This window comes from Actinomadura luteofluorescens, assembly GCF_013409365.1.
In the GTDB taxonomy this organism is placed as follows: domain Bacteria; phylum Actinomycetota; class Actinomycetes; order Streptosporangiales; family Streptosporangiaceae; genus Spirillospora; species Spirillospora luteofluorescens.
In genome coordinates this window covers 1,144,426-1,170,102 of the sequence record NZ_JACCBA010000001.1, presented here as the reverse complement: position 1 = coordinate 1,170,102, position 25,677 = coordinate 1,144,426, and the positions used below count along the sequence as shown (strand labels likewise).

The window sequence follows — 25,677 nt, the reverse complement described above, 5'->3', positions numbered from 1 at the left end:
TGACCTGCCCGAACATCACCATTTCAGGCATGCAAACGATCGAGGAGAAGGCCGGGGCACGCCCCGGGATGACACTGGCGGCGGTGGCCGTCGTGCAGTTCATGGTGTCGCTGGACCTGTCGGTGGTGAACGTGGGCCTCCCGCGGATCGCCTCCGGCCTCGGGTTCGGCGCTGTCGGCGTGACCTGGGTGATCCACGCCTACGCGCTCTCCTTCGGGGGGCTGCTCCTGCTGGGCGGCAAGGCCGCCGACCGGTACGGCCGCAAACCCGTCCTCCTGCTCGGGCTCGGTCTGTTCGGCCTGGCCTCCCTCGCCGGCGGCCTGGCGCAGGAACCCGGCCATCTCGTCGCCGCCCGCGCCGCCCAGGGCGTCGGCGCGGCGGCGCTGGCACCGGCCGCGCTGGCACTGCTGACCGCGACGTTCCCCTCGGGCCGGGCGCGGGTCCGGGCCTTCGGGATCTGGAGCGCGACGAACGCCGCCGGAGGCGCGCTCGGCGTCCTCATCGGCGGCGTGCTCACCGAGTACGCCGGCTGGCGCTGGGTGATGCTGGTGAACGTGCCGATGGCCGCCGGCGCGCTGGCACTGGCCTGGCGCGGAGTCGCCGCCGGACCGCCCCCGGACCGCGGCGGCCGCCCGGACGTCCTCGGCGCCGTCCTGGCCACCGCGGGCATGAGCCTGCTGGTGTTCGGGATCGTGCGCACGGACCGGCACGGGTGGACCTCGCCCGTCACCCTGACGACCCTGGCCGTCGCCGCCCTGCTGCTGGCCGCGTTCCTCCACCTGGAGCGGACCACCGCCCGCGACCCGCTGATCAGACTCGGCCTGTTCGCCAACCGCTCGGTGGCCGGCGCCAACGCCTTCAACCTCCTGGTCGGCGCCGCGATGGCCTCGTCCTTCTACTTCATGTCCCTCTACCTGCAACGCGTGCTCGGGCACGGAGCGGCGCTGACCGGGACCATGTTCCTGCCGTTCGCGCTGGGAGTCGTCGCCGGATCGTTCCTGGCCGTCAAGCTCGGTTACCGGCTGGCCCCCCGGACCCTGCTGGTCGCCGGCGGGCTGCTGGCGGCGGCGGGGTTCGCCTGGTTCGGCATGATCAGTTCGGACGGCGCCTTCGGCACCGACGTGCTGGGGCCCTCGATCGTCGCGAGCGTGGGCTTCGGGCTCTGCCTGGCGCCGGTCGTGTCCATCGCCACCGCCGGGGTCGCGGCGCGGGAGACCGGCACCGCCTCGGCGCTGCTCAACAGCTCGCGCCAGATCGGCGCCTCCCTCGGGCTGGCCGCCCTCGGCACCGCCGCGCAGCACCGCGGCGGCGACGTCCCCACACCTCAGGCCCTCAACAGCGGGTACGCGCTCGGCCTCACCCTCGGCGCCGCGCTCCTGGCCGCCGCCGCCCTGGTCGCCTTCACCGTGCTGCCCCGGACCGCCCCGCCGTCGCCGGCCGAGCAGATCGACGACCGCGACCCGCTGACCGTTTCCGGTTGACCGGACCGGCGAGACCCTCGCCGCCGAGCAGCCCACCCCAGAAAGGACGTCCCGGTATGACCGTCGCCCCGATCGATCTCTTCTCCTGCTTCCTCCACCTCCGCCAAGGCGGGGAAATCGAGGCCGCCCCGCGCGCCCTCGACGACGAGCGCGACGGGTGGCGGCTGACGGCCTTCCACGCGAAGACCGACGCCGACGTCCACGCCGACCACTGGGAGGTCCACCCCGAGGCCGAGGAGGTCGTGTCCTGCCTCATCGGGAAGCTGCGCCTCTACCTCCGTCCCGAGGAGCCGGGCCTGCAGGAGGAGGTGATCAGGCTGACGGCCGGAACCGCCGCCATCATCCCGCGCGGACGATGGCACCGCATGGAGCTGGACACGCCCAGCAGCATCATGGCTCTCACCCTGCCCCGCGGCAGCCGCCTGGAGAAGCGGACCGCCGGCCGTCCCCGCGGCCCGGAACCTACCGCCGTCCACCGCGCCGCCCTACGGTGATGAACCTGGTCCAGGGTGGGAAGGAAGCATCGAGATGGGCACGTACGTCGTCGTCGGGGCCGGCCTGGTGGGCGCCGCGACCGCCTGGCAGCTGGCAAGGCGCGGGCACGAGGTGACGGTGCTGGAGCGTCGCGCGCCGGCCAACGCCGAAGGCAGTTCCCACGGATCCGCGCGGATCCTCCGGTACGGCTACGCCGACCCGTTCTACGCCCAGATGGTCGTCGACGCGCGGCGCGAATGGCGGGAGCTGGAGCGCCTGTCCGGCGAGCGGCTGTTCACCCGCACGGGTTCCCTGGACGCCGGAGCGGCCCGGGATCCGGCGGCGCTGGCCGAGGTGTTCGCGAAGGTCGGCGTCGATCACGAGCTGCTGACCGGCGCCGAGGCGGCCGCGCGCTGGCCGCGGTTCCGCTTCGGGGAAGGCGACGTGCTGTGGCATCCGGCCGCCGGCGTGGTCGACGCGGAGGCCTCGGTGGCGGCCATGCTGCGGCTGGCGCGGGCCGAGGGCGCCCGGGTCGAGACCGGCCGTCCCGTGTCGTCGGTCGAGCGGGCGGGCGGCGGCCACCGGATCGTGGGCCCGAACGGGCGGGCGGAGGAGGCCGAGAAGGTCGTCGTCGCCGCCGGGGGCTGGCTGCCCGACCTGCTCGGCGGCCTCCCGCTGCCGGACTCGTTCCTCTCCGCTTTCCCGCCGCTCCAGGTGATGCAGGAGAACGCCTACCACTTCCCCTACCGCGACGCTCCGGAGGAACCCTGGCCGACGTTCATCCACAAACAGTCGGACGCGCTGGTCTACGGCCTTCCCGGCGGCCGTGACGCAGGCCTCCCCGGCGGCCGGAGCGGCCAGAAGGTGGCCGAGTTCAACGGCGGGCGGCCGATCCGGAGCGCGGCCGCGCAGACCGGCGCGATCGACCCGGCCAACCGCGAACGGATCGTCGCCTACGTCCGGCGGGCCCTGCCCGGCGTCGTCCCCGAGCCGTACGCGGAGACGACCTGCCTGTTCACCAACACCCCCACCGAGGACTTCGTGGTCGACGGCGCGGACGGGATCACGGTCGCCTCGCCGTGCTCGGGGCACGGCGCGAAGTTCGCGCCGCTCCTCGGCCGCATCATCGCCGAGGCGGCGTCGGGGGAGCGCCCGGCCCCGGACCGGTTCCGGGTGCGGGCCGGCCGCGCGGCCCCGCCTTCGCGCTGACCCGCGACCGCCGTCCCGGTACGGGTGAAGATCGCCTAGCCTGCCGGGGTGGAGAACATGCCTGGGGACCTCGCGCTGCCCACCGCCCTTGCAGAGGTGGCCGCGATCGGCTTCGAATGGGAATGGGACGACGAGACCGACGAGGGGCGCGGCTGCGACTTCGAGCCGTACGACCGCTTCGAGGAACCGGCGAAGACGGCGTGGTGGTTCCGCCTCTGGACCGGCAACCCGGACGTGGACGGCGGTGAGTTCCGCTTCTTCGGCTCGACCGGGGCGGGCGACTACGTCGGCTTCTGGCTGGTGCGGCCCGGCGTGCCGGTCACCGGCCAGCCCGTGGTCTACCTCGGCTCCGAGGGCGACCGCGGGGTGATCGCGCGCGACCTCGGCGATCTGCTGTGGCTGTTCGCCGCCGGCCTCGGGCCCGCGGAGGCCCTGGAGGAGCCCGACTCCCCGGCGGAACCGAACGACGCCTTCCGCGCGATCGCCGAGCGCCACGCCCCCGGGCGCCGTTCGCCCACCGAGGTCGTGGCCGCCGCGCAGGCGGAGTTCCCGCACTTCTCGGACCACATCGACGCGATGTGCCGCTGACCCCGTAGGCGACGGGCTGTTCGGGACCTTCGTCCCCCGGACCGGGACCTCCCTCCCTACCCGCCCCCGGCCGGGGGCGGGGATCGTCGATGTGCGCGACGGCCATGCCCCCCGGCTGGGCACGACGGGGCCGGCGTGCCGCCACGAACGGGGAGGGAACATGAGCGGCACTGGGACGGGTGTGGCCGATCCGGCGCTCCTGGAGGACCGGCTGCGCCGGCACCACCGGCGCTGCCTGCCCGCGCTGAGCAGGCTCAGGCTGGTGGCGAGGAGCGGCCTCGGAACGGGCGTCGACGTGCGCGCCGCCACCGCCGAGGTCATGGCCGAGCTGCGCGCCGCCGAGGCGATCCTGCTCGACACCCTGTCCGGGAGCGTGCGCCGCGAGGCGCTCGCCCACTTCCTGGCGTGCCGCGTCAACCGGCTCACGATCGTCGCCGAGCACGCCGCCGCGACGGCGTCCGCCGGAGACCTGCCCGCCCTGCGGCGCCTGCTCTACCAGTTCCACGCGCTGGCCGAGGCCATGTGGAAGGTGCAGCTGGGCCTGCGGACCACCGACCTTGGTCCCTCCGGGGTCCGGACGTTCCTCCCTACGCCGCCGCGGAGCGGGAGCCGACGGTGGGTCTAGGACAAGCCCGGTGACACCGGGTCGCCGGACGCTCGGCTAGGGGAGGACGAGATGGACGGCCGAGACACGCCGGTCCACGTGGAGGGACGGCTGGAGGAGCCTCTGTCGCGGTGGCTGTGGCTGGTGAAGTGGCTGCTGCTGATCCCGCACTACATCGTGCTGTTCTTCCTCGGGATCGCCTTCACCGTGCTCACCGTGGTCGCGTTCTTCGCGATCCTGGTCACCGGCCGCTACCCGCGGCCGATCTTCGAGTTCGACGTCGGGGTGCTGCGCTGGGCGTGGCGGGTGGCGTTCTACGGTTACGGCGCCCTGGGCACCGACCGGTACCCGCCGTTCACGCTCGCAGACGTCCCGGACTACCCGGCCCGGCTGCGGATCGACTACCCCGAGCGCCTGTCGCGGGGGCTGGTGCTGGTGAAGTGGTGGCTGCTGGCGATCCCGCACTACCTGGTGGTCTCGCTGTTCACCGGCGGCGGCATGGGCGGGGAGAACTGGAACTCGCCGGGCGTCGTCGGGCTGCTGGTGCTCATCGCCGCGATCGCGCTGCTGTTCACCGGGGGCTACCTGCGGGGCGTCTTCGCGTTCGTGATGGGGATGGACCGGTGGGTCCTGCGGGTGGCCGGCTACGCCTTCCTGATGACCGACCGCTACCCGCCGTTCCGGCTGGACATGGGCGGCGCCGAGCCCGGTGCCGAACCGGTGCCCGCGGCGCCGGACGCGCCGGGACGTTAGGCCCGCGCCCTGGGACGTTAGGCCCTGCCGCCGCCGTCGCCCCCGTTCGACCCTGGTAGCGAACCTGAGGACGACGAGGGAGGCTCGCCATGCGGGCGCTGGTGTACCACGGACCTGGCCGGAAGTCCTGGGAGGACGTGCCCGAGCCCGAGATCGTCGCGGACGGCGACGCGGTGGTGCGGGTGGACGCGGTGACCATCTGCGGCACGGACCTGCACATCCTCAAGGGAGACGTCCCGGCGGTGACCGACGGGCGGATCCTCGGGCACGAGGCGGTCGGCACGGTCGAGGCCGTCGGTTCCGGCGTGCGGACGGTCGCGCCGGGCGACCAGGTGCTGGTGTCGTGCATCACCGCGTGCGGCACGTGCCGGTTCTGCCGCGAGTCCCGGTACGGGCAGTGCCTGGGCGGCGGCGGCTGGATCCTCGGCCACAAGATCGACGGGACGCAGGCCGAGTACGTCCGGGTGCCGTTCGCCGACACCTCGGTGCACCCGCTGCCGTCCGGCGTGCCCGCGCAGGACGTGCTGATGCTGGCCGACATCCTGCCGACCGGCTACGAGGTCGGCGTGCTCAACGGAGCCGTCCGTCCCGGCGACGTCGTGGCGGTGGTGGGCGCGGGCCCGATCGGGCTCGCGGCGATCATGGGGGCGCGGCTGTTCAGCCCGAGCCACGTCGTCGCGATCGACCTGGCCGACAGCCGGCTGGAGGCGGCCAAGCAGTTCGGCGCCGACGCCACCGTCAACAACTCCCGGCAGGACGCCCTGGCGGCGGTGCGCGACATGACCGGCGGCCTCGGCGCCGACGTGGCCATCGAGGCCGTCGGCGTCCCCGAGGCCTTCGAGCTGACGGTCGCGCTGGCCCGCCCCGGCGGCCGGATCGCCAACATCGGCGTGCACGGCGCCCCGGCCGCGCTGCACCTGGAAGAGCAGTGGATCCGGGACATCACCATCACCACGGGACTGGTGGACACCTTCTCCACTCCCACCCTGCTCAGGCTCGTCGCCGGGCACCAGCTCGACGCCGGGCGGTTCGTCACCCACCACTTCGCGCTGGAGGAGTTCCCGAGGGCCTACGAGGTGTTCGCCGACGCCGGCCGCACCGGCGCCCTCAAAGTCGTCCTGACCCGCTGAACCCGAACCGAGGAGAGGCCATGCCGACCCAGATCATCGTGGGCGTCGACGGCTCCGCCCACGCCTGGCGGGCCCTCGACTGGGCCGCCGACTACGCCGTCCGGCACCGCAGGCCGCTGGAACTGGTGCACGCCTCCCGCGCGCTGGTGGACGACGGGGCGATCCCGAAGGACGCGCTGCGCCGGCTGGTCGCCGAGCGGGAGGACCTGCTCGCCGAGGCGCGGCAGTACGCGCTGAAGGTGAATCCCGACCTCGACGTCGCGACGCGGCTGGTCCGGACGGACCCGGGCGGCGCGCTGGTGGAGGGCAGCGAGCACGCCGCGCTCGTGGCCGTGGGGTCGCGCGGCATGGGCGGGTTCGAGGGCCTGCTGTTCGGGTCGGTCGGGCTGTACACCGCCGCGCACGCCCGGTGCCCGGTCCTGGTGGTGCCGCGCGAGGCGCCCTACCCCGCCGAGGCCCCGGCACGGATCGTGGTGGGGGTCGAGGACCGCCCCGGCGAGATCGCCATGGCCGGCTGGGCCTTCGAGGAGGCCGCCTCGCGCGGCGCCGGGATCCTGGCGCTGCACGCCGTGGGCGGGGAGTTCGGGTCCCCCCGCCGGCGGGTGATGGAGGACCTGGAGCTGTCGGAGGCCCTGGCGGGCCTGCGCGAGCACCACCCGGACGTCCGGGTGGAGCAGCTCGTCTCCGACCGTGCGGCGGGCCAGGCTCTCGTCGAGGCGTCGCGGTCGGCCGCCCTGGTGGTGGTGGGCGCCGCCCGCCGGACGGGCCGGATCGGCATGGCGCTGGGCCGGGTCAACCACGCGGTCCTGCACCACGCGCACTGCCCCGTGGTCGTCGTGCCCATCGACAGGTGACCGGCGCCGCCCCGGCGGGACGTCCACCGGGGGAAGCGAAGAGGAGTTGACCATGTCCGATCCGATCATCGTCGGAGCCGACGGCTCCGTCCCGTCCGAGCGGGCCGTCGCCTGGGCCGCCGACGAGGCCGCCCGCTACGGCCGCCCCCTGAAGATCCTGCACGCGGTGGAGCGGTGGGGGTTCGACATCCCGCTCAACACCGCCCCCGGCGAGGTGGTCTCGCTGAGGCGGGAGGGCGAGGAGGTGCTGATGGCCGCGGAACGCGTCGCGCACGCCCGGCGGCCGGAGGTGCCGGTGAGCCTGGAACTGGCGTCCGCGCGCACCGTCCGGGCGCTGGCCGAGCACTCCGAGGAGGCGTTCGAGATGGTGGTGGGCAGCCGCGGTCTCGGCGGGTTCGCGGGCCTGGTCCTCGGCTCGGTCGGGCTGGGCGCGGTCCGGCACTCCGCCTGCCCCGTCGTGGTGGTGCGCGGCGAACCGGCCGCCGAGCGCCGCGAGATCGCCGTGGGCATCGGCCTCGGCGACGACTCCGCCGTTCTGGAGTACGCGTTCCGGGCCGCCGCCGCACGCGAGGCCAGGCTCCGCGTCGTGCACGCCTGGCCGTTCCCGGCGGCCCTGGACGAGCCCGGAGCGGGCCTCGACATCCGCCGCGTCGAGGAGCGGGCCCGGTGGCGCGTCATCGAGGCGCACGCGCCGATGCGCAAGAGCTTCCCGGGGGTGGAGGTCGTGGAGGACCTCGTGCAGGACAACCCCGCCGCCGCGCTCGTCGCCGCGTCCCGCGACGTCGATCTGGTGGTCGCCGGCTCGCATCCCCGCGAGGGCCTGACCGTGCCGCGCAGCCGCGCGGTGATGCACGGCCTCCTGCACCACGCGCACTGCCCGGTCGCCGCCGTCCCCGCCGTGACCGCCCCCGCACCGTGAGCGCGACACCGGACATGGTCGCCTGGACATGACCGCCGCATCCGAAAGGCCCGGCAGCCGCCGGGCCTTTCGGATGAAGGGGCGGGCGCCGGTCCGCGCGGGGCGCCCGGCCGTTCAGGCCGCGGTCTCGCGGTCGCCGGCCATGACGACTCCGACGCGCTGGCCGCTGATCCGCCCGCAGGAGACCAGGATGAACTCGGCGCCCGTTCCCGCCGTCCAGGGCCGGAGGGCCTCGCGGGCGCGGTCGCCGGGATCGCGGACGACCCGCGCCCGTCCGACGACGGTGACCGACCACCCGATGCGGTCGGCGGCGTCCAGGTCGTCGGCCTGGAAGGCCACGATCGCGCCGCGGGTCGCGGTGACCAGCCCTGAACCGCGCGGCACCGGGATGACGACGTCCTCGCCGTCGACGACGAAACCGACCGGAGCCACGGCGGGCAGCGCCTGCCGGGTGAAGACGATCCGGCCGACGGCGGCGGTGCCCATCAGGCGCAGGCATTCCGCTCGCGTGAGGCCCGCCGCCTCGTCCGCGCTCCTCATGGCTTCCTCCCTCATGACTCCATGCTCCGCGCCGCCCGCGGCGGGCGGGAGGGGCCCTAGGTCACCGCGCCGGTCGCCGTCCGTCCCCTTCCGGCCGGGCCCTTCGAACGGCCCGGCTCAGCCGCCGGCCGGCGGCGGCCTGCCGGCGACCAGGGGACTCTCCCAGGACGCGCCGGGCTGGATCTCGATGTCCTCGGCGCCGTAGGAGATGCGGATGGGGGAGGCCGCGCCGGGGCGCAGCGCGACGCGGACCAGGTCCTGGCGGCAGGTCAGGTCGATGCCCCAGTGGCCGCGGTAGCGCAGCCCGAGGCGCAGCTCGCCGACCGCCGAGGGCAGGCGCGGCTCCAGCCGCAGCGCGCCGCCCCGGGTGCGGACCCCGGCGTGGCACCGCTGGACGAGGTCGACGGTGCCGGCCATCGCCCCCAGGTGGATCCCCTCGGCGATGGTGCCGCGCTGGATGCCGGTGATGTCGGTGAACAGCGAGTCGAGGAAGACGTCCCAGGCCTCGTCCCCGTCGGTGTAGGCGAGGAGCCAGGCATGGACGAGCGAGCTCAGCGTCGACCCGTCGCAGGTGCGCGGCAGGTAGTAGGCGATCGTCCGGGCGGCGAGCTCGGGCCCGTGCTCGTAGCCGAGGTTCCGCAGGACGGCGTCCAGCTCGCCCGGCGAGAGCACGTAGAAGAGCATGAGCACGTCGGCCTGCTTCGAGGCCTTGTAGCGGTTCGGCGAATCGCCCTCGGCCTCCAGGATCCGGTCCAGCCTGCGGATGTCGCCGTAGCGCTCCCGGTAGCGGGCCCAGTCGAGCTCCTCCAGGGCGCCGTAGCCCTCGAACTGGCTGATCACGCCGGCGTGGAACGGGACGTACATCTTGCGCGCCACGTCCTCGAAGCGGGTGATCTCCTCGCGGGTCAGCGCGAGCCGCTCGCGCAGCTCCCCGCGGCGGTCCTCGGGGAGGACGGCGAGCGCCTCCAGCGCGCGCTCCAGCAGCCAGGCGGCGAGGACGTTGGTGTAGGCGTTGTCGTCCAGGCCGGGCCGGTCCCGCCCCGGGTAGGCGTCGTGGTACTCGTCCGGGCCCATGACGCCGCGGATCCCGTACCGGTCGGTGGAGTGGTCGTAGACCGTCAGGTCGGCGAAGAACCGGGCGACCTCCAGCATGATCTCCGCGCCGTACTCGGCGAGGAACTCGGCGTCGCCGGTCGCCTCGTAGAAGCGCCAGACGTTGAGCGCGATGGTCAGGCCGACGTGGCGCTGCAGGTGCGTGTGGTCGGGCAGCCACCGGCCCGACCGCGGGTTGAGGTGGACGAGCTGGGTCTCCTCGCGGCCGTCGGCGGCGCTCTGCCACGGGTACATGGCGCCGCGGCGCCCGGCGTCCGCCGCCGCGCGCCGGGCGGCGGGAAGCCGCCGCCACCGGTACATCAGCAGCGCGCGGGCGATCTCGGGGAACCGCATGGTCAGGAACGGGAGGATGAACACCTCGTCCCAGAAGACGTGGCCGCGGTAGGCCTCCCCGTGCAGGCCACGTGCGGGGACCCCGACGTCCAGGTCCACGATGTGCTCCGACACGGTCTGCAGCAGGTGGAAGATGTGCAGGTTGAGGACGCGCTGGACCTCGACGTGGTCCACGCTCAGCTGGCAGCGCCGCCACAGCCGGTTCCACGCCAGCGTGTGCCGCTCCAGCAGGGCGTCGAAGCCGCCCGCCCCCGCCGCGGCCCCGAGCGCGGCCTCGCCGGCCTCCTCGACGGCGCGGTCGCGGGAGGTGAACACCGCCGCCACCTTCTCGACCGTGACGTGCGCGCCCCGCTCGGCGTCGACGGTGAGGTCCTGGGCGGCCCAGCCGGCCTCGGCGAGCCGGGAGGCCTTGGCGGGGACGGACACGCGGGTGCGGGCCGCGACCCCGATGCCGATCTTCGAGGAGACGGTGGAGGCGCGCAGCAGGAGCAGCTCCGGGCCGCTCTGCGGCGGCGGCTCCTCACGGGTGAGGTGGGTTCCAGGCAGGCCGCGGTACCGCTCGACGCCGGCGTTGGCGACCCGTCCGTCCAGCGCGGACCGGATGTGCAGGGCGCCGCTCCAGTCCTCGGCGACGATCGTGGTCTCCAGCGCGGCCAGGTGCGGGTCGTCCATGGAGACGATCCGGCGCTGGGCGAGGCGGAACGTCCGCCCGGCCCGGTCGCGCACGCGGACGAGCCGGGTCAGGACACCGCGCCGCAGGTCGAGTTCCTGCCGGTAGGACAGGAGCCGGTCCTCCTTGAGGGCGGCGTCCGGATCGAACCACTCGCCGTCCTCGGCGCGGAAGGTCAACGGCAGCCAGTTCGGCATGTTGACGAGGTCGGCGTTGTCGGCGTGCAGCCCGCCGATCTCGGCCTGGAGCCGGTCGTAGCAGCCGGCGACGTAGGTTCCGGGGTAGTGGACGCCGTCGGCCGGCGACTCGGGAGCGGCGCCCCGGGTGGCGACGTAGCCGTTGCCGAGGGTGCACAGCGCCTCCCGCAGCCCCTCCGTCGCGGGATCGTAGCCGTCATAGGCCAGGACCCACCGGCTCATGGCGTCTCCTCACACCGTCGAGGCCTCCGGGGGGACGTTCCCTCCACCCACGCTGTCATCGGCCCGTCGCCGTCCGGCAGTACCGGACGACCCGGCGCGGGGGGACCTTCGGCCCCTGCCTCGCACGTTCCGGCGGGCCGAGACTGTAGTCGGGACCCTGTTGGAGGAAGGGGGCGGGCGGATGGCGGCGCTGACGAGGGCCCAGAGGTCCAACGTCCTATTCGGCTACGACGGGACCAAGGAGAACGACCCAGCGCTGCGCTGGGCGGTGGAGGAGGCACGGCTCCGCGGGCTCGACCTGATGCTGTGCTACTGCTGGCACTGGCCCTACCCGAGCGGTCACGTGGACGCCGGCGTGCAGGCGGTGCTCCAGCGGGCGGGCGAGAACCTCCTGCGCAAGGGAGCGCGCCGCGCGCGCGCCCTGGGAGCGCAGGGGAAGGTGCGCACGCTGCTGAGGCGGGAGCCCGCCTGCGACACGCTGGTGTACGAGTCCGACGACGCGGAGCTGATCGTGGTCGGCTCGCACGAGCGGCACCGGATGCCCGCGGGTTCGACGGCGACGGAGCTCCCGTCGCGGACCCGCCGTCCCGTGGTGGTGGTCCGCGGCGCGGACGGCGGTCACGGTCTCGTCGTGGCCGGCGTCGACGCGTCGGAAAGCGCGGACGCGACGGTCGGCTTCGCCATCGAGGAGGCCCGCGCTGCGCGAGTGCGACCTGCGCGTGGTGCACGGGGCGTGGGAGCCGGGCGCCGTCCCCGAGAGCGACCTGCCCCTGTTCGCCGACAAGGCCAAGCTGTTCCAGGCGCGGGCCGCGATGCTGGAGAAGGTCGTCCATCCCTGGCGGCGGCGTTACCCGAAGGTCCATGTGGACGTCATGCCGCTGCTGGAGCGTCCCCGTGAGGCGCTGCTGGACGCCGCCGGAACCGCCGACCTGCTCGTGGTCGGGGACCGCGGCACCGGAAGCCTGGACCCGCTGCTGCTGGGGGCGACCAGCTCGGCGATGCTGCACCACGCCCCCTGCACTGTCGCCATCGTCCCGGCGCCCCGGTACGCCGCCCAGAACGCCGCGTGAGGAGCGCCCGCCGGATCAGTCGGGGCCGATGCTGCTCCGGCCGGGATGCGGGGCCGGCGTCGCGCGCGGCAGCACGGGCTCGATCCGGTACAGGGACGGCATGCCTCCGGTCCGCGCCGGGATCTCGCGGTGCACCCCGGCGAGGGCGCAGACCAGGTCCCGTGCGGTGACGAGGCCCGCCAGGGCGCCGTTCTCGTCCGTCACCGCCACGTAGTCCCTGTCCGACTCCAGCATGGCCAGGGCCGCTTCGGCGACGGTGGCAGACGGGCGCACCGCCGCGGGCGGCCGGGACGGCAGGAGGGCCGTGACGGGCCGGCGGGCCTCGCGGGGGACGGCGGCGTTCCAGGACGAGGTGAGGGTCTGGGCGTCCAGGACCCCGAGGAAGCCGCCCTCGACGTCGGTGACCGGCAGGTGGTGGATCTCGGCCCGGCACATCAGCTCCCAGGCCATGATCACGGACTCGTCCGCGGCGATGGTGAGCAGGTCGCGGCTCATCAGCTCGGTGACGGCGCGCTGCTCCAGCGGTGGGCTCGACGTCATGGCTCCTCCTCCGGGCTGGACGGCTTGCCTCCGCCTCCAGACTCCTCGCCTGCCCCGGCCGCCGGCAGGGGCGAACGTCCCGCGCCGCCCTGCCGGAGGGCCGGATCAGCGCGCCGCTGGACGTACTTGAGGATCTCGACCACCACGTAGGAGACGGCGGCGATGACGACGATCCGCGCCCAGGCGGCGGCGCCGAGCGGAGCGGAGCGGAACAGGTCGTTCATGAAGGGCGCGTAGGTGTAGAGCGCCTGGATGGCGATCAGGGCCAGGATGCTGGCACCGACCCAGGGGTTGCGGCGGACGCCGTGCCACAGCAGCGGCCGGTCCAGCGACAGGCAGTTGAAGAGGTAGGTGAGCAGCGTCAGCGCGAAGACGTTGACGACCACCGTCTGCGCGACCTGCGGTGTGGCGCCGTGGGCGCGTTCCCAGTGCTGGAGGCCGAACGCGCCGGCGAGCAGGATCGCCGAGACCGCCAGGATCCGCAGCGTCATCGCGCGGGTGAGCAGCGGCAGGGACGGGTCGCGGGGCGGGCGGCTCATGATGTGCTCGTCCTTCGGCTCGACGGAGAACGGCAGGCCGAGCACGAGCACCGCGGTCATGTTCAGCCAGAGGACCTGCAGCGGCAGGACGGGCAGCGCCGTGCCCGCGACGATCGCGGCGACCAGCACGAGCCCGAGCCCGATGTTGGACGGCAGCGCCCAGACGATGAACTTCACCAGGTTGTCGAAGACGCCGCGCCCCTCCTCGACGGCCTTCTCGATCGAGGCGAAGTCGTCGCCGGTGAGGACCATGTCGGCCGACTCCTTGGCGGCGTCGGTGCCGGTGCGCCCCATGGCGACGCCGATGTCGGCCTGCTTGAGGGCGGGCGCGTCGTTGACCCCGTCCCCGGTCATCGCGATGACGTGCCCGCGATCCTGCAGGATCTGGACGAGGCGGAGCTTCTGCTCGGGGGAGACGCGGGCGAAGACGGTGGTGGCCTGGACGCGTTCGGCGGAGACGTCGCCGGTGAGCTCGGCGCCCGTCATCACCTCGCCGTCCAGCCCGACGCGGGTGCCGACGGCGCGCGCGGTGGCGGCGTGGTCACCTGTGATCATTTTGACGTGGACGCCCGCGTCGTGGCAGGTCCGGACGGCGCGGGCGGCGTCCTCGCGGGGCGGGTCGAACATGGCCTGCAGGCCGAGGAAGGTCAGCGGGGGCGGCTCGTCCAGACCGGCGCCGTCGGCGTGCCCCCGGGCGAAGGCCAGCACGCGCAGCGCCTGGCCGCCGTAGGCCTCGGCGCGCGCGGTGACCGCCGCGCGGTCGAGCGGGACGGGCGCGCCGTCCGGCCCGGCGGCGGTCTCGCACAGTTCCAGGATCCGCTCGACGGGGCCCTTGACGTAGACGGTGCCGTCCTCGTGCAGGGTGGCCATGTAGCGGCGTTCGGCGTTGAACGGCAGCGTTGCCGTGCGGTCCGGCACGCTGTCGACGCCGGCCTTGGCCGCGCTGGTCAGCAGGGCCCCTTCGGTCGGGTCCCCGGTGATCTGCCAGCCGTCCCGCCGGTGCAGCTGCGCGTCGTTGCAGCCGAGGCCGGCCCGGAGCGTCTCCCTGAGCGCGGGGTGGCCGGCGGGGTCGATCTCCCGGCCGTCCTGCCGGATCGTCCCGTCGGGCGCGTAGCCGGCGCCGGTGACGGTGTAGTCGCGCCCTCCGGCGGACACGGCGGTGACGGTCATCTGGTTCTGGGTGAGGGTGCCGGTCTTGTCGGTGCAGATGACGGTGGTGCTGCCGAGCGTCTCGACGGCGGGCAGGTGCCGGACGATGGCTCCGCGGCGGACCATGCGCGAGACGCCGAGCGCGAGGGTGATCGTGACGACCGCGGGCAGCCCCTCGGGGATCGCGCCGACCGCGAGGGCGACCGCGGCGGTGAGCATCTCGGTCGCGCCGCGGCCGCGGAGCACGCCGATGAGGAAGGTCAGCGCGGCCAGCGCCAGGATCGCCACCGTCACGATCTTGCTGAAATGGGTGATCTTGCGGGTGAGGGGCGTCTGGACCGCGCCGGTGCCCTCCACCAGCCGGTGGATGCCGCCGAGCTCGGTGCCCGCCCCGGTCGCCACCACCAGGCCCGCGGCGCTCCCGGCCGTCGCGAGCGTGCCGGAGAAGGCCATGCCGGTGCGGTCGGCGAGGGCCGCCTCGCCCTGCGCCGCGGTGTCCTTGGCGACGGGCACCGACTCGCCGGTGAGCGCCGACTCGTCCACGGCGAACTCGTCGGCCCGCAGCAGCCGCAGGTCGGCCGGGACCTTGTCGCCGGCCTCCAGCCTGACCAGGTCGCCGCGCACCAGCTCGGCCGACGGCACGCGCCGTGCGGCGCCGTCGCGGACGACCAGCGCCGCCGTCCGGGCCATGGCGGCCAGGGCGCCCAGCGCCTTCTCCGCTCGCGACTCCTGGACGAACCCGACGACGGCGTTGACGACCACCACACCGAGGATCACCAGCGCGTCCACGTGCTCGCCGAGCAGTCCGGTCACCGCCGCCGACACCAGCAGCACGTAGATCAAAGGACTGTTGAACTGGAGGAGGAACCGCACCACCGGGCCGCGCCCGCGTGCGGCGGGCAGCGTGTTGGGCCCGTCCCGCTCCAGCCGCCGCGCCGCCTCGTCGGACGCCAGCCCGTCGGAGGCGTCGCCGCCGAACTCGCGCACCACGTCTTCGGCCGTCCGCCGGTAGGGCGCCGGAGCCGTCGTCATCGTCGCACCTCCTGCCGCCCTCAGCATGGCGGCACGCGGCGGCGCGGATCAGGGCCGAAGGTCCCGGCGTCGGCGGACCCACGCCTCTGACCGCCCGCCGCGGGGGTTGTGAGGCTTGGACATCTGGAGGTGGAAGACGATGGACGGACCACATGTCCTGGTCGGGTTCGACGGTTCCCCCGCCGCCGGGCGCGCCCTGCGCTGGGCGGCGAGGGAGGCGTCCCTGCGCGGCGTGCCCCTGCGGGTCTGCCACGCCTGGAACTGGCCCTATCCCGCGGGGCCGCAGGGGGACGAGGCTCTGGAGATAGTCCGCGGCATGGGCGTCATCGCCCTGGAGGACGGGGTCCGGATCGCCCAGGAGACCGCCCCCGGTCTGGACGTGCGGTCGCTGCTGTCCAAGGGAACGCCGCCCGCCGCGCTGCTGGCGGCGTCGCGGGACGCCGAGCTGATCGTGGTCGGCGCCCGCGGGGCGGGCGGGTTCGACCGGCTGCCGCTCGGCTCGACCGCCGTCCACGTCCCCGCGCACGCCGACCGCCCCGTCGTCGTGGTGCCCGCCCACGAGCCGGCGCGGTCCGGGGAGCGGATCGTCGTCGGCATCGATGGGTCGCCCGCGAGCCAGGCCGCGCTGAGGTTCGCCCTGTGCGAGGCCGCGCTCTGGCACGCGTCGGTGACGCTGGTGTGCGCGTGGTGGGATCCCGCCACCCTCCCGGGCCCGGACCGGCTGCCGTTCAGCGATCCGCAGGCGCTCAAGGAGCAGGCCAAGGCGCGGTTCGCCGCCGCGGTCGCGCCCGCCCTCGCCGCGCACCCCGAGATCGCCGTCGAGCGCCGGTTCGTCCTGGAGCGGGCGGGGCGCGTTCTCGCCGACGAGGCCCGGGACGCGATGCTGCTCGTGGTCGGCGTCCGCGGGATCGGATCGTCCCCCAAGACCATGCTCGGCGCCGTCACGCGGTTCGTCCTGCACGAGGCACCGAGCCCGGTCGCGGTCGTCCACGACCGCGACCCGCACGCGAAGGAGCCGTCATGATCCGGGTACTGGTGGCGTTCGCCTCCGAGCGCGGAGGGACCGCCGAGATCGCCGAATGGGTGGGCGCCGCGCTGCGCGATTCGGGCGTGACGGCCGACGTGCGCCCCGCCGGAGAGGTCGAGAGCCTCGACGGGTACGACGCCGTCGTCGTCGGCGGCGCCCTGTACGTCGGGCGCTGGCACCGGGAGGCGCGCCGCTTCGTCCGGCACCACGCGGACGGGCTGGCGCACCGGCCGGTGTGGCTGTTCAGCAGCGGCCCCCTGGACCGGAGCGCGCAGGAGCGCGCGATCGATCCCGTGCCCGGCGTCGCCAAGCTCGCCCGCCGGGTCCACGCCCGGGGGCACGCGACCTTCGGCGGGCGGCTCGCTCCCGACGCCCGGGGCTTCATGGCCGCCAAGGTCGCCCGGACGGCGTCCGGGGACTTCCGCGACCGCGACCGCGTCGGCGCGTGGGCCGCCGGCATCGCCCGCGACCTGCGGAGCGTGACCGTATGAACAGGATCATCGTCGGGGACGACGGTTCGGAGCCGAGCCTGCTCGCGGTCGACTGGGCCGCCGACGAGGCCGCCCGCAGGGGCGCGTCGCTGCACGTCGTGTACGTGGTCACGCCGTGGCTCTTCGACGTCCCGACCGATCCGGGCGCGGCCCGCGTCCGCGAGCAGCTGCTGGACGGCGGGCGGGACATCGTCGAGTTCGCCGTGGCCCGCGCCCGCGACCGCGTCCCGGGCCTGGAGGTGACCGGCGAGCAGACCGGCGGGCAGCCCGCCAAGGTGCTCGTCGAGCAGGCGCGCGACGCGCTGATGGTCGTGACCGGCTCGCGCGGGTCGGGCGGCCTCTCGGGGCTGCTGGTGGGCTCGGTGGCGATGCAGGTCGCGACGCACGCCGCGTGCCCGGTGGTGGTCGCCCGGGCCTCGAACGCGGACCCGCGGGGGGACGTCGTGGTCGGGGTCGACGGTTCCCCGGCGGGAGCGGACGCCGTCGGGTTCGCCTTCGAGGAGGCGTCCGTGCGCCGGGTGCGGCTGCGCGCGCTGACGGCCTGGTCGCATCCGGTTCCCTCGGGCCGGGGCGACATGCAGCCCCTCGTCTACGACCGCGCCGTCGTCGCCGCGGAGGAGGAGCGCGTCCTCGCCGAGTCGCTCGCCGGATGGTGGTCCAAGTACCCCGACGTCGAGGTCGTGTCCGAGGCCGTCAACGGCCGGGCCGCGAAGGTGCTGGCGGGCGCGTCCGTCCACGCGGGCCTGCTGGTCGTCGGCTCCCGGGGGCACGGCGGCTTCGGCGGGCTCCTGCTGGGGTCGGTCGGCCACGCGATGCTGCTGCGGGCCCACTGCCCGGTCGCCATCGTCCGTGGACGGGGATGAGCTCGTCCGTGGACGCGAGTGAGCTCGTCCGTGGACGCGGACGAGCGGAAGCCTGGCCCGGCCGCCCCCCCAGGGACCCGGCCGGGCCAGGGCTCAGTCGCGCCCCTGCCTGGACTGGGCGCCGTCGGCCTTGAGCTGCGCGGCCAGTGCGGCGGCCTGGGTGCGGCGGCTCATGCCGAGCTTGGCGAAGATGTTCGAGATGTAGTTCTTGACCGTCTTCTCGGCGAGGAAGAGGCGCTCGCCGATCTGCCGGTTGGTCAGCCCCTCGCCGATGAGTTCCAGGATGTGGCGCTCCTGCTCGGTCAGGCCCTTGAGCGGGTCGCTCTTCTCCTGGCGGGTGCGGAGCCGTTCGAGCATGCGGGCCGTGCTGCGGGGGTCGAGCAGGGACTGGCCGGTGGCGACGGTGCGGACGGCGCCGACGAGGTCCGAGCCGTGGATCTGCTTGAGGACGTAGCCGGCCGCCCCGGCCATCACCGCCTCGAACAGGGCGTCGTCGTCGTCGAAGGAGGTCAGCATCAGGCAGGCCAGCTCCGGCAGCTGGGAGCGCAGTTCGCGGCAGACGCTCACGCCGTCACCGTCGGGCAGGCGGACGTCCAGGACGGCCACGTCGGGCCGGACGGCGGGGATCCGCGCCAGTGCCTCGGCCGCGGTGCCGGCCTCGCCGATGACCTCGATGTCGTCCTCGGCGGACAGCAGCGCGGCCACCCCGCGGCGGACGACCTCGTGGTCGTCCATCAGAAAGACCCGGATCGTCCCCGCGTTGCCTGGCGTCTGGGCGGTCATGGTTCTCCTCGGTCCGGTGGTGACGGAATGGACGCTACCCCGGCGCCCGGCCTTTCCCCAGCCAGCGGACGTCCCCCGCGCGGGGGACCAACGTCCCGAACCGGCACGCGTCCCCGTGCCCCTCGGGTGGACCTTCGGCCCTGCCGCGGGTGCGGGGCCGCTGATGGGGTGAAGAGTGGAGGAAGGAGCGATTCATGCAAACCAGGTACAGGACTTCCGCGGACATCGCGGACGACATACGGCGTGCCGTCGAGGACGCGCTGTGGGCGCCGTCGGTGCACAACACCCAGCCGTGGCGGTTCGGCGTGCGCGGCTCGCGCGTCAGCCTCCGCGCCGACCCGGACCGGCGCCTGGGCGTCGCGGACCCGAAGGGCCGGGAGATGCTGATCAGCTGCGGCGCCGCGCTGTACAACCTGCGGGTGTCGCTGCGGGCGCAGGGCTACGACCCCGTCGTGCGGCTGCTGCCCGATCCGGACCGCCCGCACCTGCTCGCCGACGTGGTGCTGGAACCCGACGAGCCCGCGGACCGGCAGACGCTGCGGGAGCACGCGCAGATCCCGCGCCGGCGCAGCCATCGGGGCGCGTTCCGTCCCGAGGCGGTCCCCGCGGGGGTCCTGTCGGCGATGCGGTACGACGTCGAGCGCGAGGGCGCCCGGCTGATCGAGGCGGTCGACCAGCACGTCAAGGGGGCCCTGGCCGCCCTGACCGACGCGGCCGAGCACATCCAGCGCCGCACCCCCGCGTACTCGACGGAGATCGGCCGCTGGGCGCCCTCACCGAGGACGGCCCGCAAGGACGGCGTCCAGGAAGGCGCCTACCCCAGGCGGACGCCCCAGACCAGCCCGCACTTCCCCGCCCGCGACTTCGCGCGCGGGCAGGGCTGGGGCACCGAGCCCGCGAACCCGAAGGAGGCGGCCGCCGCCGGAGTCGCGCTGCTCCTGGTCTCCGAGGGCGACGGGCCCCTCGACTGGCTCCGCACGGGCCAGGCGCTGCAGCGGGCGCTGCTGAGGGCGGCCGAGAGCGACCTGGCGGCGGCCTTCCACACCCAGGCGCTCGAAGTGCCGGAGCTGCGCGCGTTCATCCGCGCCCAGTTCTGCCGGGACGCCTACCCGCAGATGCTCCTGCGCATCGGAACGCCCGAGGGGGAGGGGCTGGACACCGTCCGCCGCCCCGTGGACGACGTCATGGTCGTGGAACCCTGAGCGGGACGCGGCCGGGGATGCGGCGGCCGGTGATGAGCCGGGGGCGGACGACGATGAACTGGTCGCGCTCGCCCGGCGCCCAGCTGCGCAGCGGAAGCGCGGAGAGCCGGGCGATCTCGCCCGGCTCGGTGACGCGGCGGGCGGGTCCCACGGTGACCACCGACCAGCCCCGGCCGGCGTCCGCGTCGATGTCGTCGATCTCGAAGGCGACGATCGTGTCGGAGGCGGCGGTGGCCAGGCGCGAGACCGACGACGTCTTCACCACGATGAGCTCGCCGTCGTAGACGAAGTTGACCGGCTGGACGGTGGGCAGCGCCTGGAGGGTGAACACGATCCGGCCGATCGTCGATCGGCCGAGCAGGGCCCGGCATTCCCCGTCGTCGAGGATCTCCATGCCGCTCTGGTCGAGGTGCATGCCCCCCAGCGTGCGGCACGGGTGACCCTGGGCATCAGGGTCTAAGGTCCCTGACCTGACTTCTCGCCCCGGGCAGGGTAATACTGGATCTGTGGCTCATGATTCGGGCGCCGGCCAGGACCGGGCACGGCTGATCCTGCCGCAGTTGCAGCTGGACGATCTTCTGTCGGAGCTGCAGTCGAGGCTGGAGGCGGCGCGGTCCACGCGCGACCGGGTCCACGCGCTGCTGGAGGCCGTGGTCTCGATCGGCAGCGAGCTGGATCTGGAGTCGGTGCTGCGGCGGATCACCGAGGCGGCCACCACCCTCGTCGACGCCCGCTACGGCGCGCTCGGCGTCATCGGCGAGGAGGGCGAGCGCCTGGTGCAGTTCGTCACCGTGGGCGTCGGCGACGAGGAGATCGAGGCGATCGGCCACTGGCCGCACGGGCACGGGATCCTCGGGCTGCTCATCCGGGACCCGCGCTCGCTGCGGCTCCCGGACCTCGGGGACCATCCCGCCTCCAGCGGCTTCCCCGCCAACCATCCGCCGATGCGGACGTTCCTGGGCGTCCCGATCCGCGTGCGCGACGAGGTGTTCGGCAACCTCTACCTGACCGAGAAGGCCGGCGGCGGCCAGTTCGAGGAGGAGGACGAGGTCGTGGTGATCGCGCTGGCCACGGCCGCCGGCGTCGCGATCGAGAACGCCCGCCTGTACCAGGAGACGCGCCGGCGCGAGCGGTGGCTGGAGGCGTCGGCCGAGGTCTCCACCGCGCTGCTGTCGGGCACCGACCCGCACGAGGTGACCACGCTGGTGGCGCAGCGGGCGCAGGAGATCGCCGAGGCCGACCTCGCGACCGTGGCGCTGGTGGAGGAGAGCAGCCCGCACTTCGTGGTCGAGGCCGCCCGCGGGCGGGGCGCCGAGCAGTTGGAAGGGCTGCGGGTGCCGCTGGAGCACTCGGTGGCCGGGCCGGTGTTCACCGAGGGGACCGCCCTGCGGCTCGCCGACGGTGAGAAGGCGGCGCGCGAGGCGAACGTGCCCACGCGGCTGCCGATCGGCCCGCTGCTGATCGTCCCGCTGGGCCTCGGCTCGGCGGCGCGCGGGATCATCGCGGTGGTCAACCCGCCCGGCGGCGCGCTGTTCTCGGAGGGGACGCAGCGGCTGCTGGAGGCGTTCGCGGGGCAGGCGGCGGTGGCCCTGGAGCTGGCCGAGCGTCGCAGGGACGCCGAAAGGCTCGCCCTGCTGGAGGACCGCGACCGGATCGCCAAGGACCTGCACGACACCGTCATCCAGCGGCTGTTCGCGACCGCGATGGGGCTGATGGCGGCGATCAAGATCACGCAGAAGCGGGAGGTCGCCGTCCGGGTGCAGCGGGCGGTGGACGACCTGGACGACACCATCCGGCAGATCCGCTCGTCCATCTTCGCGCTGCAGGGCCCCGAGACCGACGAGACGTCGCTGCGCAGCCGGGTGCACGCGCTGGCCGACAGGGCGGCGGAGCACCTCGGGTTCGCGCCCTCGGTACGGCTGGACGGCCTGCTGGACACCTCGGTCGACGAGGAGACCGGTGAGCAGCTCCTCGCGGTCGTGCGGGAGGCCCTGTCGAACGTCGCCCGGCACGCTCACGCCACCGAGACGTCCCTGAACATCGACGTCGGGGACGACGTCACGGTACGGGTCGAGGACAACGGCGTCGGCATCACCGACGGCGGCCGCCGCAGCGGGCTCCGCAACATGGAGACCCGGGCGGAGGGGCTGGGCGGCACGTGCACCGCCGGGCGCCGCCCAGAGGGCGGCACGGTGCTGGTCTGGTGCGTCCCGCTCAAGCCTGCCTGACCCTCCGCGTGGACCTGGCCCACCGTGGTCAGGGACCGGTGCGGTGGTGGTCGAGGCGCGCCCATTCGGCGTCCCACAGCCGGTACCGGAGCCGGTCGCAGCGTGCGCGGACGAGCCAGTAGAGGCAGAGCACGGGCAGTCCGGTGGCGAGGGCCATGCCCGTCCCGGCCACCGCGGTGTGGATGACCGTCTGCGCGTGCCGGCGGGGCGGCGTGATCGAGACGCCGTCGGGACCGGCCCACAGGATGAGGCGCTCCCCGACGCCGGCCCCCCGCCACGTCGTGTAGTCGCCGGTCCGCCGCGTCCCGTCGGGGTCGGTCCAGGCGACCGTGACCGTGCGCCGGCCTCCCGGGTCCTGCACCTTCACGATGGTGGCCTCGACGCGGTGCCGGGTCGCGGCCTGCTGCCGCTCGGCCCTCACGCCCGAGCCGTAGGCGGACGCGACGGCATGGGAGAGCAGCGGTGGCGTCGCGCTGAGGAAGACGATGAGCAGCAGCAGCCCGAGCCGCCACTGGATCCGGTCCACATCGCGCCGCAGGTCGTTGCGGTCGAAGCCGCAACCGCGACGCCAGCGGTTGATCCGTGCTGTCCAGCGGCCGGTCCGTGCTCGCATGGTCGTCGCTCCCATGACGCCGTCCCTTCACCTTCCTTCCATCACGACGCTACGCATCAGCCCCCTGAGGGGGCAGAGACGGAAGCCCCGCGCGGGCGGGACCTCCCGGGTCTTCCTGCCCGCCGCACGGGGGACCTTGGTCCCGCCGATCGTGCGCCGAACGTACCTACAGGCCAAGGGCGGTTCAGGATTGAGTCATGGGTGACGAGATCATCGATGCGATGGAAGGTGAGTGGCGATGGCACTCTCCGAGCACAAGACCCACGTCGGACGGGACACCCTGATCCGGGTCGTGACCCCCAGGCCGCTGACCGAGTCGCACGCCGCCCGTTACGCCTGGGCCGCCGCGCGCTTCGCGCTCGGCTGGGTCTTCCTGTGGGCGTTCCTGGACAAGACCTTCGGGCTGGGCCACGAGACCCCCGCCGCCAAGGCGTGGATCGACGGCGGCAGCCCGACCGAGGGGTTCCTGGCGCACGCGACCGCCGGGCCGTTCGCCGGTTTCTACCACGACATCGCGGGAGCGGGCTGGGCCGACTGGCTGTTCATGATCGGGCTGGCCGGCATCGGCACCGCGCTCGTCCTGGGCGTGGGCATGCGGATCGCCGCCGCGGCGGGCGCTGCCCTGCTGGTGATGATGTGGTCGGCGGTCCTGCCTCCGGAGAACAACCCCTTCATGGACGACCACCTGGTCTACGCCATCCTGATCATCGGACTGGCCCTGGTCAGCGCCGGTGACACCCTGGGCCTCGGCCGCTGGTGGGGCGGGACCCGCCTGGTCGAGCGCCTCCCCTTCCTCAAGTGACCTGATCCGCGGCACGAGGGGCGCTCCCCGGGAGCGCCCCTCGTACGCATGTCCTGGGGCATGCCGGGCGGTGCGAGGGTCAGGCAGGGCGCGGCGCCGGAGAACGGTCCGGCGGACCCGCGGGGTGGACGGCGGCGAGGGCCTGCTCGACGGCGCGGGGGAGGGGGCCGCCGGTGTCGACGGCGGTCGATCCGGGCCAGGGCGCGGAGTCCGCGCGCATGGCGGCGGCGATGCCCGCGTCGGCGTCGGAGGCGCCCCGGGGGCGGGTCCGCATCCGCTCGGCGCAGACGGCCTCCGGCGCCTCGCAGCGCAGCGACGTCAGGTGCGCGTGCTCCTGCTCGGCGACGGCGGCGAGGAGCTCCCGGTTCGCCTCGGACGTCCAGGACGCGTCAAGGATGACCGTCTCGCCCATCCGGAGCAGCCGCGCGGCCCGCGCGGCCATCTCGCGGTAGGTGCGCCGGCCCCACTCCGGGGTGTAGATACCGGAGCCGTAGGGCGCGGCCGCCGGGTCGGCGGGCGCCAGCCCGGCGAGCTCCTTGCGGATCCGGTCGCTGCCGAGCACCGTGCAGCCGAGCCGGTCGGCCAGCGCGCCGGCCAGGGAGGTCTTCCCGGTGCCCGGGAGCCCGCCCACCATGATCAGGCCGACGCGGCCGGCGCGCAGATGGCGCAGCGCGACGCCGGCGTAGGCGCGGGCCTCGGCGGCGGCGTCGGGCGCGCCCTGGCCGTGGCGCAGGCAGGCCACCTTGGCGCGGACGAAGGCGCGGTAGGCCACGTAGTGGTGGCGCAGCGAGGACGGGGCCGGGTCGGCGGCGTACTCGGCGTACCAGCCGAGGAAGCGTTCCGCGTGCTCGGTGGCGCCGAGGCGTTCGAGGTCCATCGCCAGGAACGCGGCGTCGTCCAGACCGTCCAGGTAGCGGAGCCGCTCGTCGAACTCCAGGCAGTCGAGGATCCGCGGGCCGTCGTCCAGGCAGAAGACGTCGCCGGCCAGCAGGTCGCCGTGCCCGTCGACCACGCGGCCGTCGGCGATGCGCGCGTCGAACAGGGGCTCGCGGCCGGCGAGGAACTCGTCCGTGAGGTCCTCGGTCTCGGCGGCGGCCCCGGCGTCCAGGACGGTGCCGTGGAACGGCCTGGCCTGCTCGAAGCTGTCGTGCCAGCGGCCCCGGACGGCGTCGCGGGTCTCCTCGGCCGCGATGCGGGGGCCGCGCGGCGCCCTGGCGTGCCAGGCGGCCAGGATCCGGGCGGTGTCGCGCAGCGCGTCCCGCACCGGGGCGCCGGCCTCGACCAGGGTGGACAGGCGCCGGTCGGCGGGCATCCGCCGCATCACGACCAGGTGGTCGCAGGGGTCGCCGTCGGGCCCGAGCACGTCGGCCACGCCGAGGTACACGTCGGGGGCGAACCGCCGGTTCAGCCGGACTTCCTCGTGGCACGCGCGCTCGCGCAGCTCACGGGTGCTGAAGTCCAGGAACCCGAGGTCCACCGGCTTCTTCAGCTTGTAGGCGCGGTCACCGGTGAAGAAGACCACGCCGATGTGCGTCTCGGCGACGGCGGCGTTCCCCATAGGCCTCAGGGCCCCGGGTAGGGGGCGGAACCGGTGTCGTCGTAGTCGTAACCGAGGTTGTCGGCGACGTCGACGACGCCTTCCGTCGCGGCGGCCATGCGCACCATGATCGGGATCAGGCTCTTCCGCTCGACGCGCCCGGTGAGGTGGACGACCCCCTCCTGGACGCGGACGTGCACCTCGGCCGGGTCCTGCCAGAGCCTGCTGATCAGGACGTCGTCGATGATCTCGTCGCGGATGTCGGAGTCGGAGCGGTGGAACACCGAGAGCAGGTCGCGGCGGGCCACGATCCCGGCGAGCCGGCCGTCCCTGACGACCGGCACGGCCTTGAACCCGTGGGCGTTCAGCAGGCGGGCGGCCTCGGCGACGGGGGTGGTCGGCGCGACGGTGACGACCGGCGTGCTCATCAGCCCGCGGGCGTCCGCTGCGGCCGCCTTGGCCTGCGCCCCGGCCCGGCCCTGGGCATGGCGCCGCAGCCTGGACCGGCGCGGTCGCGTGCCGTCCCCGTACTCCTGCTTGCGCAGGAGGTCGGCCTCGGTGACGATGCCGGTGAGCCGGCCGCCCTCGCCCATGACGGGCACCGCGCTGATGCGGCGCTCGGCCATCGCGTCGGCGATCTCGGTGAAGGGGGTGTCCTCGGAGACCGTCACCACGTTCCTGGTCATGACGTCCCCGACCGTGCGACGTTTCATG

The 25,677-nt window shown here is 74.4% G+C and carries 25 protein-coding genes and 1 pseudogene; 17 read left to right on the top strand and 9 right to left on the bottom strand.

Features of this window, described 5'->3' with window-relative positions; translation table 11 throughout:
• The first annotated feature begins 29 nt into the window (after positions 1-29).
• The 9 genes from BJY14_RS05150 (at position 30) to BJY14_RS05110 (ending at position 8,012) form a co-directional block, all read left to right on the top strand.
• A complete protein-coding gene (locus tag BJY14_RS05150; RefSeq protein WP_218905115.1) occupies positions 30-1,481 on the top strand; it encodes an MFS transporter in 1,452 nt (483 codons plus the stop codon).
• Positions 1,482-1,537: 56 nt separating this feature from the next.
• Entirely contained in the window at positions 1,538-1,975 is a 438-nt protein-coding gene (locus tag BJY14_RS05145) for a cupin domain-containing protein (protein ID WP_179842555.1), read from the top strand.
• A gap of 34 nt (positions 1,976-2,009) precedes the next feature.
• Complete coding sequence (locus tag BJY14_RS05140; protein WP_179842554.1) at positions 2,010-3,164, top strand: FAD-dependent oxidoreductase; 1,155 nt, start codon at positions 2,010-2,012, stop codon at positions 3,162-3,164.
• A gap of 57 nt (positions 3,165-3,221) precedes the next feature.
• Positions 3,222-3,752 (top strand): SMI1/KNR4 family protein, encoded by a 531-nt coding sequence (locus BJY14_RS05135; protein WP_179849170.1) that lies wholly within the window; start codon positions 3,222-3,224, stop codon positions 3,750-3,752.
• A 160-nt stretch (positions 3,753-3,912) separates the two neighbouring features.
• Positions 3,913-4,377 (top strand): hypothetical protein, encoded by a 465-nt coding sequence (locus BJY14_RS05130; protein ID WP_179842553.1) that lies wholly within the window; start codon positions 3,913-3,915, stop codon positions 4,375-4,377.
• A gap of 51 nt (positions 4,378-4,428) precedes the next feature.
• Positions 4,429-5,109 (top strand): DUF4389 domain-containing protein, encoded by a 681-nt coding sequence (locus BJY14_RS05125; protein WP_179842552.1) that lies wholly within the window; start codon positions 4,429-4,431, stop codon positions 5,107-5,109.
• Positions 5,110-5,198: 89 nt separating this feature from the next.
• Entirely contained in the window at positions 5,199-6,239 is a 1,041-nt protein-coding gene (locus tag BJY14_RS05120) for a zinc-dependent alcohol dehydrogenase family protein (RefSeq protein ID WP_179842551.1), read from the top strand.
• Between the two features lie 20 nt (positions 6,240-6,259).
• The gene (locus BJY14_RS05115; protein WP_179842550.1) at positions 6,260-7,093 is read left to right on the top strand and encodes a universal stress protein; all 834 of its coding nucleotides are present in this window, start codon (positions 6,260-6,262) and stop codon (positions 7,091-7,093) included.
• Between the two features lie 52 nt (positions 7,094-7,145).
• Positions 7,146-8,012 carry a universal stress protein gene (locus BJY14_RS05110; protein ID WP_179842549.1) on the top strand — a complete coding sequence of 289 codons (867 nt, stop codon included), beginning with the start codon at positions 7,146-7,148 and terminating at the stop codon, positions 8,010-8,012.
• A 114-nt stretch (positions 8,013-8,126) separates the two neighbouring features.
• Here BJY14_RS05110 and BJY14_RS05105 read toward each other — a convergent pair whose 3' ends face one another.
• On the bottom strand, positions 8,127-8,552 hold the full coding sequence (locus BJY14_RS05105) for a pyridoxamine 5'-phosphate oxidase family protein (protein WP_179842548.1): 426 nt from the start codon (positions 8,550-8,552) through the stop codon (positions 8,127-8,129).
• Between the two features lie 117 nt (positions 8,553-8,669).
• On the bottom strand, positions 8,670-11,087 hold the full coding sequence (locus BJY14_RS05100; RefSeq protein WP_179842547.1) for a glycoside hydrolase family 65 protein: 2,418 nt from the start codon (positions 11,085-11,087) through the stop codon (positions 8,670-8,672).
• On the opposite strand from BJY14_RS05100, the pseudogene BJY14_RS47665 reads away from it, so the two are divergent.
• Together BJY14_RS47665 and BJY14_RS05090 are read left to right on the top strand one after the other, a co-directional pair.
• A pseudogene (locus BJY14_RS47665) lies at positions 11,086-11,631 on the top strand (universal stress protein); the annotation flags it as partial. The gene BJY14_RS05100 and the pseudogene BJY14_RS47665 overlap by 2 nt on opposite strands.
• 175 nt (positions 11,632-11,806) lie before the next feature.
• Positions 11,807-12,157 carry a universal stress protein gene (locus tag BJY14_RS05090; protein WP_312878981.1) on the top strand — a complete coding sequence of 117 codons (351 nt, stop codon included), beginning with the start codon at positions 11,807-11,809 and terminating at the stop codon, positions 12,155-12,157.
• Positions 12,158-12,172: 15 nt separating this feature from the next.
• Here the strand turns inward: BJY14_RS05090 and BJY14_RS05085 are convergent, their stop codons facing one another.
• The gene (locus tag BJY14_RS05085) at positions 12,173-12,697 is read right to left on the bottom strand and encodes a CBS domain-containing protein (RefSeq protein WP_179842544.1); all 525 of its coding nucleotides are present in this window, start codon (positions 12,695-12,697) and stop codon (positions 12,173-12,175) included.
• Positions 12,694-15,417, bottom strand: a complete 2,724-nt coding sequence (locus BJY14_RS05080; protein WP_179842543.1) for a cation-translocating P-type ATPase — start codon at positions 15,415-15,417, stop codon at positions 12,694-12,696. Before BJY14_RS05080 ends, BJY14_RS05085 begins: the two co-directional genes overlap by 4 nt.
• A 139-nt stretch (positions 15,418-15,556) precedes the next feature.
• On the opposite strand from BJY14_RS05080, the gene BJY14_RS05075 reads away from it, so the two are divergent.
• Genes BJY14_RS05075 through BJY14_RS05065 form a run of 3 tightly spaced genes read left to right on the top strand, consistent with a single transcriptional unit; the run spans position 15,557 to position 17,798 of the window.
• Positions 15,557-16,441, top strand: a complete 885-nt coding sequence (locus tag BJY14_RS05075) for a universal stress protein (RefSeq protein WP_179842542.1) — start codon at positions 15,557-15,559, stop codon at positions 16,439-16,441.
• Positions 16,438-16,935 (top strand): flavodoxin domain-containing protein, encoded by a 498-nt coding sequence (locus tag BJY14_RS05070; RefSeq protein ID WP_179842541.1) that lies wholly within the window; start codon positions 16,438-16,440, stop codon positions 16,933-16,935. The genes BJY14_RS05075 and BJY14_RS05070 overlap by 4 nt, the downstream gene beginning before the upstream one ends.
• Entirely contained in the window at positions 16,932-17,798 is an 867-nt protein-coding gene (locus BJY14_RS05065; RefSeq protein WP_179842540.1) for a universal stress protein, read from the top strand. The genes BJY14_RS05070 and BJY14_RS05065 overlap by 4 nt, the downstream gene beginning before the upstream one ends.
• Before the next feature lie 93 nt (positions 17,799-17,891).
• Here the strand turns inward: BJY14_RS05065 and BJY14_RS05060 are convergent, their stop codons facing one another.
• On the bottom strand, positions 17,892-18,581 hold the full coding sequence (locus BJY14_RS05060; RefSeq protein WP_179842539.1) for a response regulator transcription factor: 690 nt from the start codon (positions 18,579-18,581) through the stop codon (positions 17,892-17,894).
• 194 nt (positions 18,582-18,775) lie between these two features.
• Here BJY14_RS05060 and BJY14_RS05055 point away from each other — a divergent pair, with 194 nt between their 5' ends.
• Complete coding sequence (locus BJY14_RS05055; protein ID WP_179842538.1) at positions 18,776-19,783, top strand: Acg family FMN-binding oxidoreductase; 1,008 nt, start codon at positions 18,776-18,778, stop codon at positions 19,781-19,783.
• On the opposite strand, the gene BJY14_RS05050 is transcribed toward BJY14_RS05055, so the two are convergent.
• Positions 19,764-20,198 (bottom strand): pyridoxamine 5'-phosphate oxidase family protein, encoded by a 435-nt coding sequence (locus BJY14_RS05050; protein ID WP_179842537.1) that lies wholly within the window; start codon positions 20,196-20,198, stop codon positions 19,764-19,766. The two genes, BJY14_RS05055 and BJY14_RS05050, sit on opposite strands and share 20 nt — an antisense overlap.
• A 91-nt stretch (positions 20,199-20,289) precedes the next feature.
• On the opposite strand from BJY14_RS05050, the gene BJY14_RS05045 reads away from it, so the two are divergent.
• Positions 20,290-22,011, top strand: a complete 1,722-nt coding sequence (locus BJY14_RS05045) for a sensor histidine kinase (RefSeq protein WP_179842536.1) — start codon at positions 20,290-20,292, stop codon at positions 22,009-22,011.
• Between the two features lie 28 nt (positions 22,012-22,039).
• Here BJY14_RS05045 and BJY14_RS05040 read toward each other — a convergent pair whose 3' ends face one another.
• Complete coding sequence (locus tag BJY14_RS05040; RefSeq protein WP_218905113.1) at positions 22,040-22,624, bottom strand: Rv1733c family protein; 585 nt, start codon at positions 22,622-22,624, stop codon at positions 22,040-22,042.
• A gap of 238 nt (positions 22,625-22,862) precedes the next feature.
• On the opposite strand from BJY14_RS05040, the gene BJY14_RS05035 reads away from it, so the two are divergent.
• Positions 22,863-23,426 carry a hypothetical protein gene (locus BJY14_RS05035; RefSeq protein WP_179842534.1) on the top strand — a complete coding sequence of 188 codons (564 nt, stop codon included), beginning with the start codon at positions 22,863-22,865 and terminating at the stop codon, positions 23,424-23,426.
• A 79-nt stretch (positions 23,427-23,505) separates the two neighbouring features.
• On the opposite strand, the gene BJY14_RS05030 is transcribed toward BJY14_RS05035, so the two are convergent.
• Positions 23,506-24,984, bottom strand: a complete 1,479-nt coding sequence (locus BJY14_RS05030) for a bifunctional aminoglycoside phosphotransferase/ATP-binding protein (protein ID WP_179842533.1) — start codon at positions 24,982-24,984, stop codon at positions 23,506-23,508.
• 5 nt (positions 24,985-24,989) lie between these two features.
• Positions 24,990-25,676 carry a CBS domain-containing protein gene (locus tag BJY14_RS05025; protein WP_179842532.1) on the bottom strand — a complete coding sequence of 229 codons (687 nt, stop codon included), beginning with the start codon at positions 25,674-25,676 and terminating at the stop codon, positions 24,990-24,992.
• Position 25,677 lies beyond the last annotated feature (1 nt).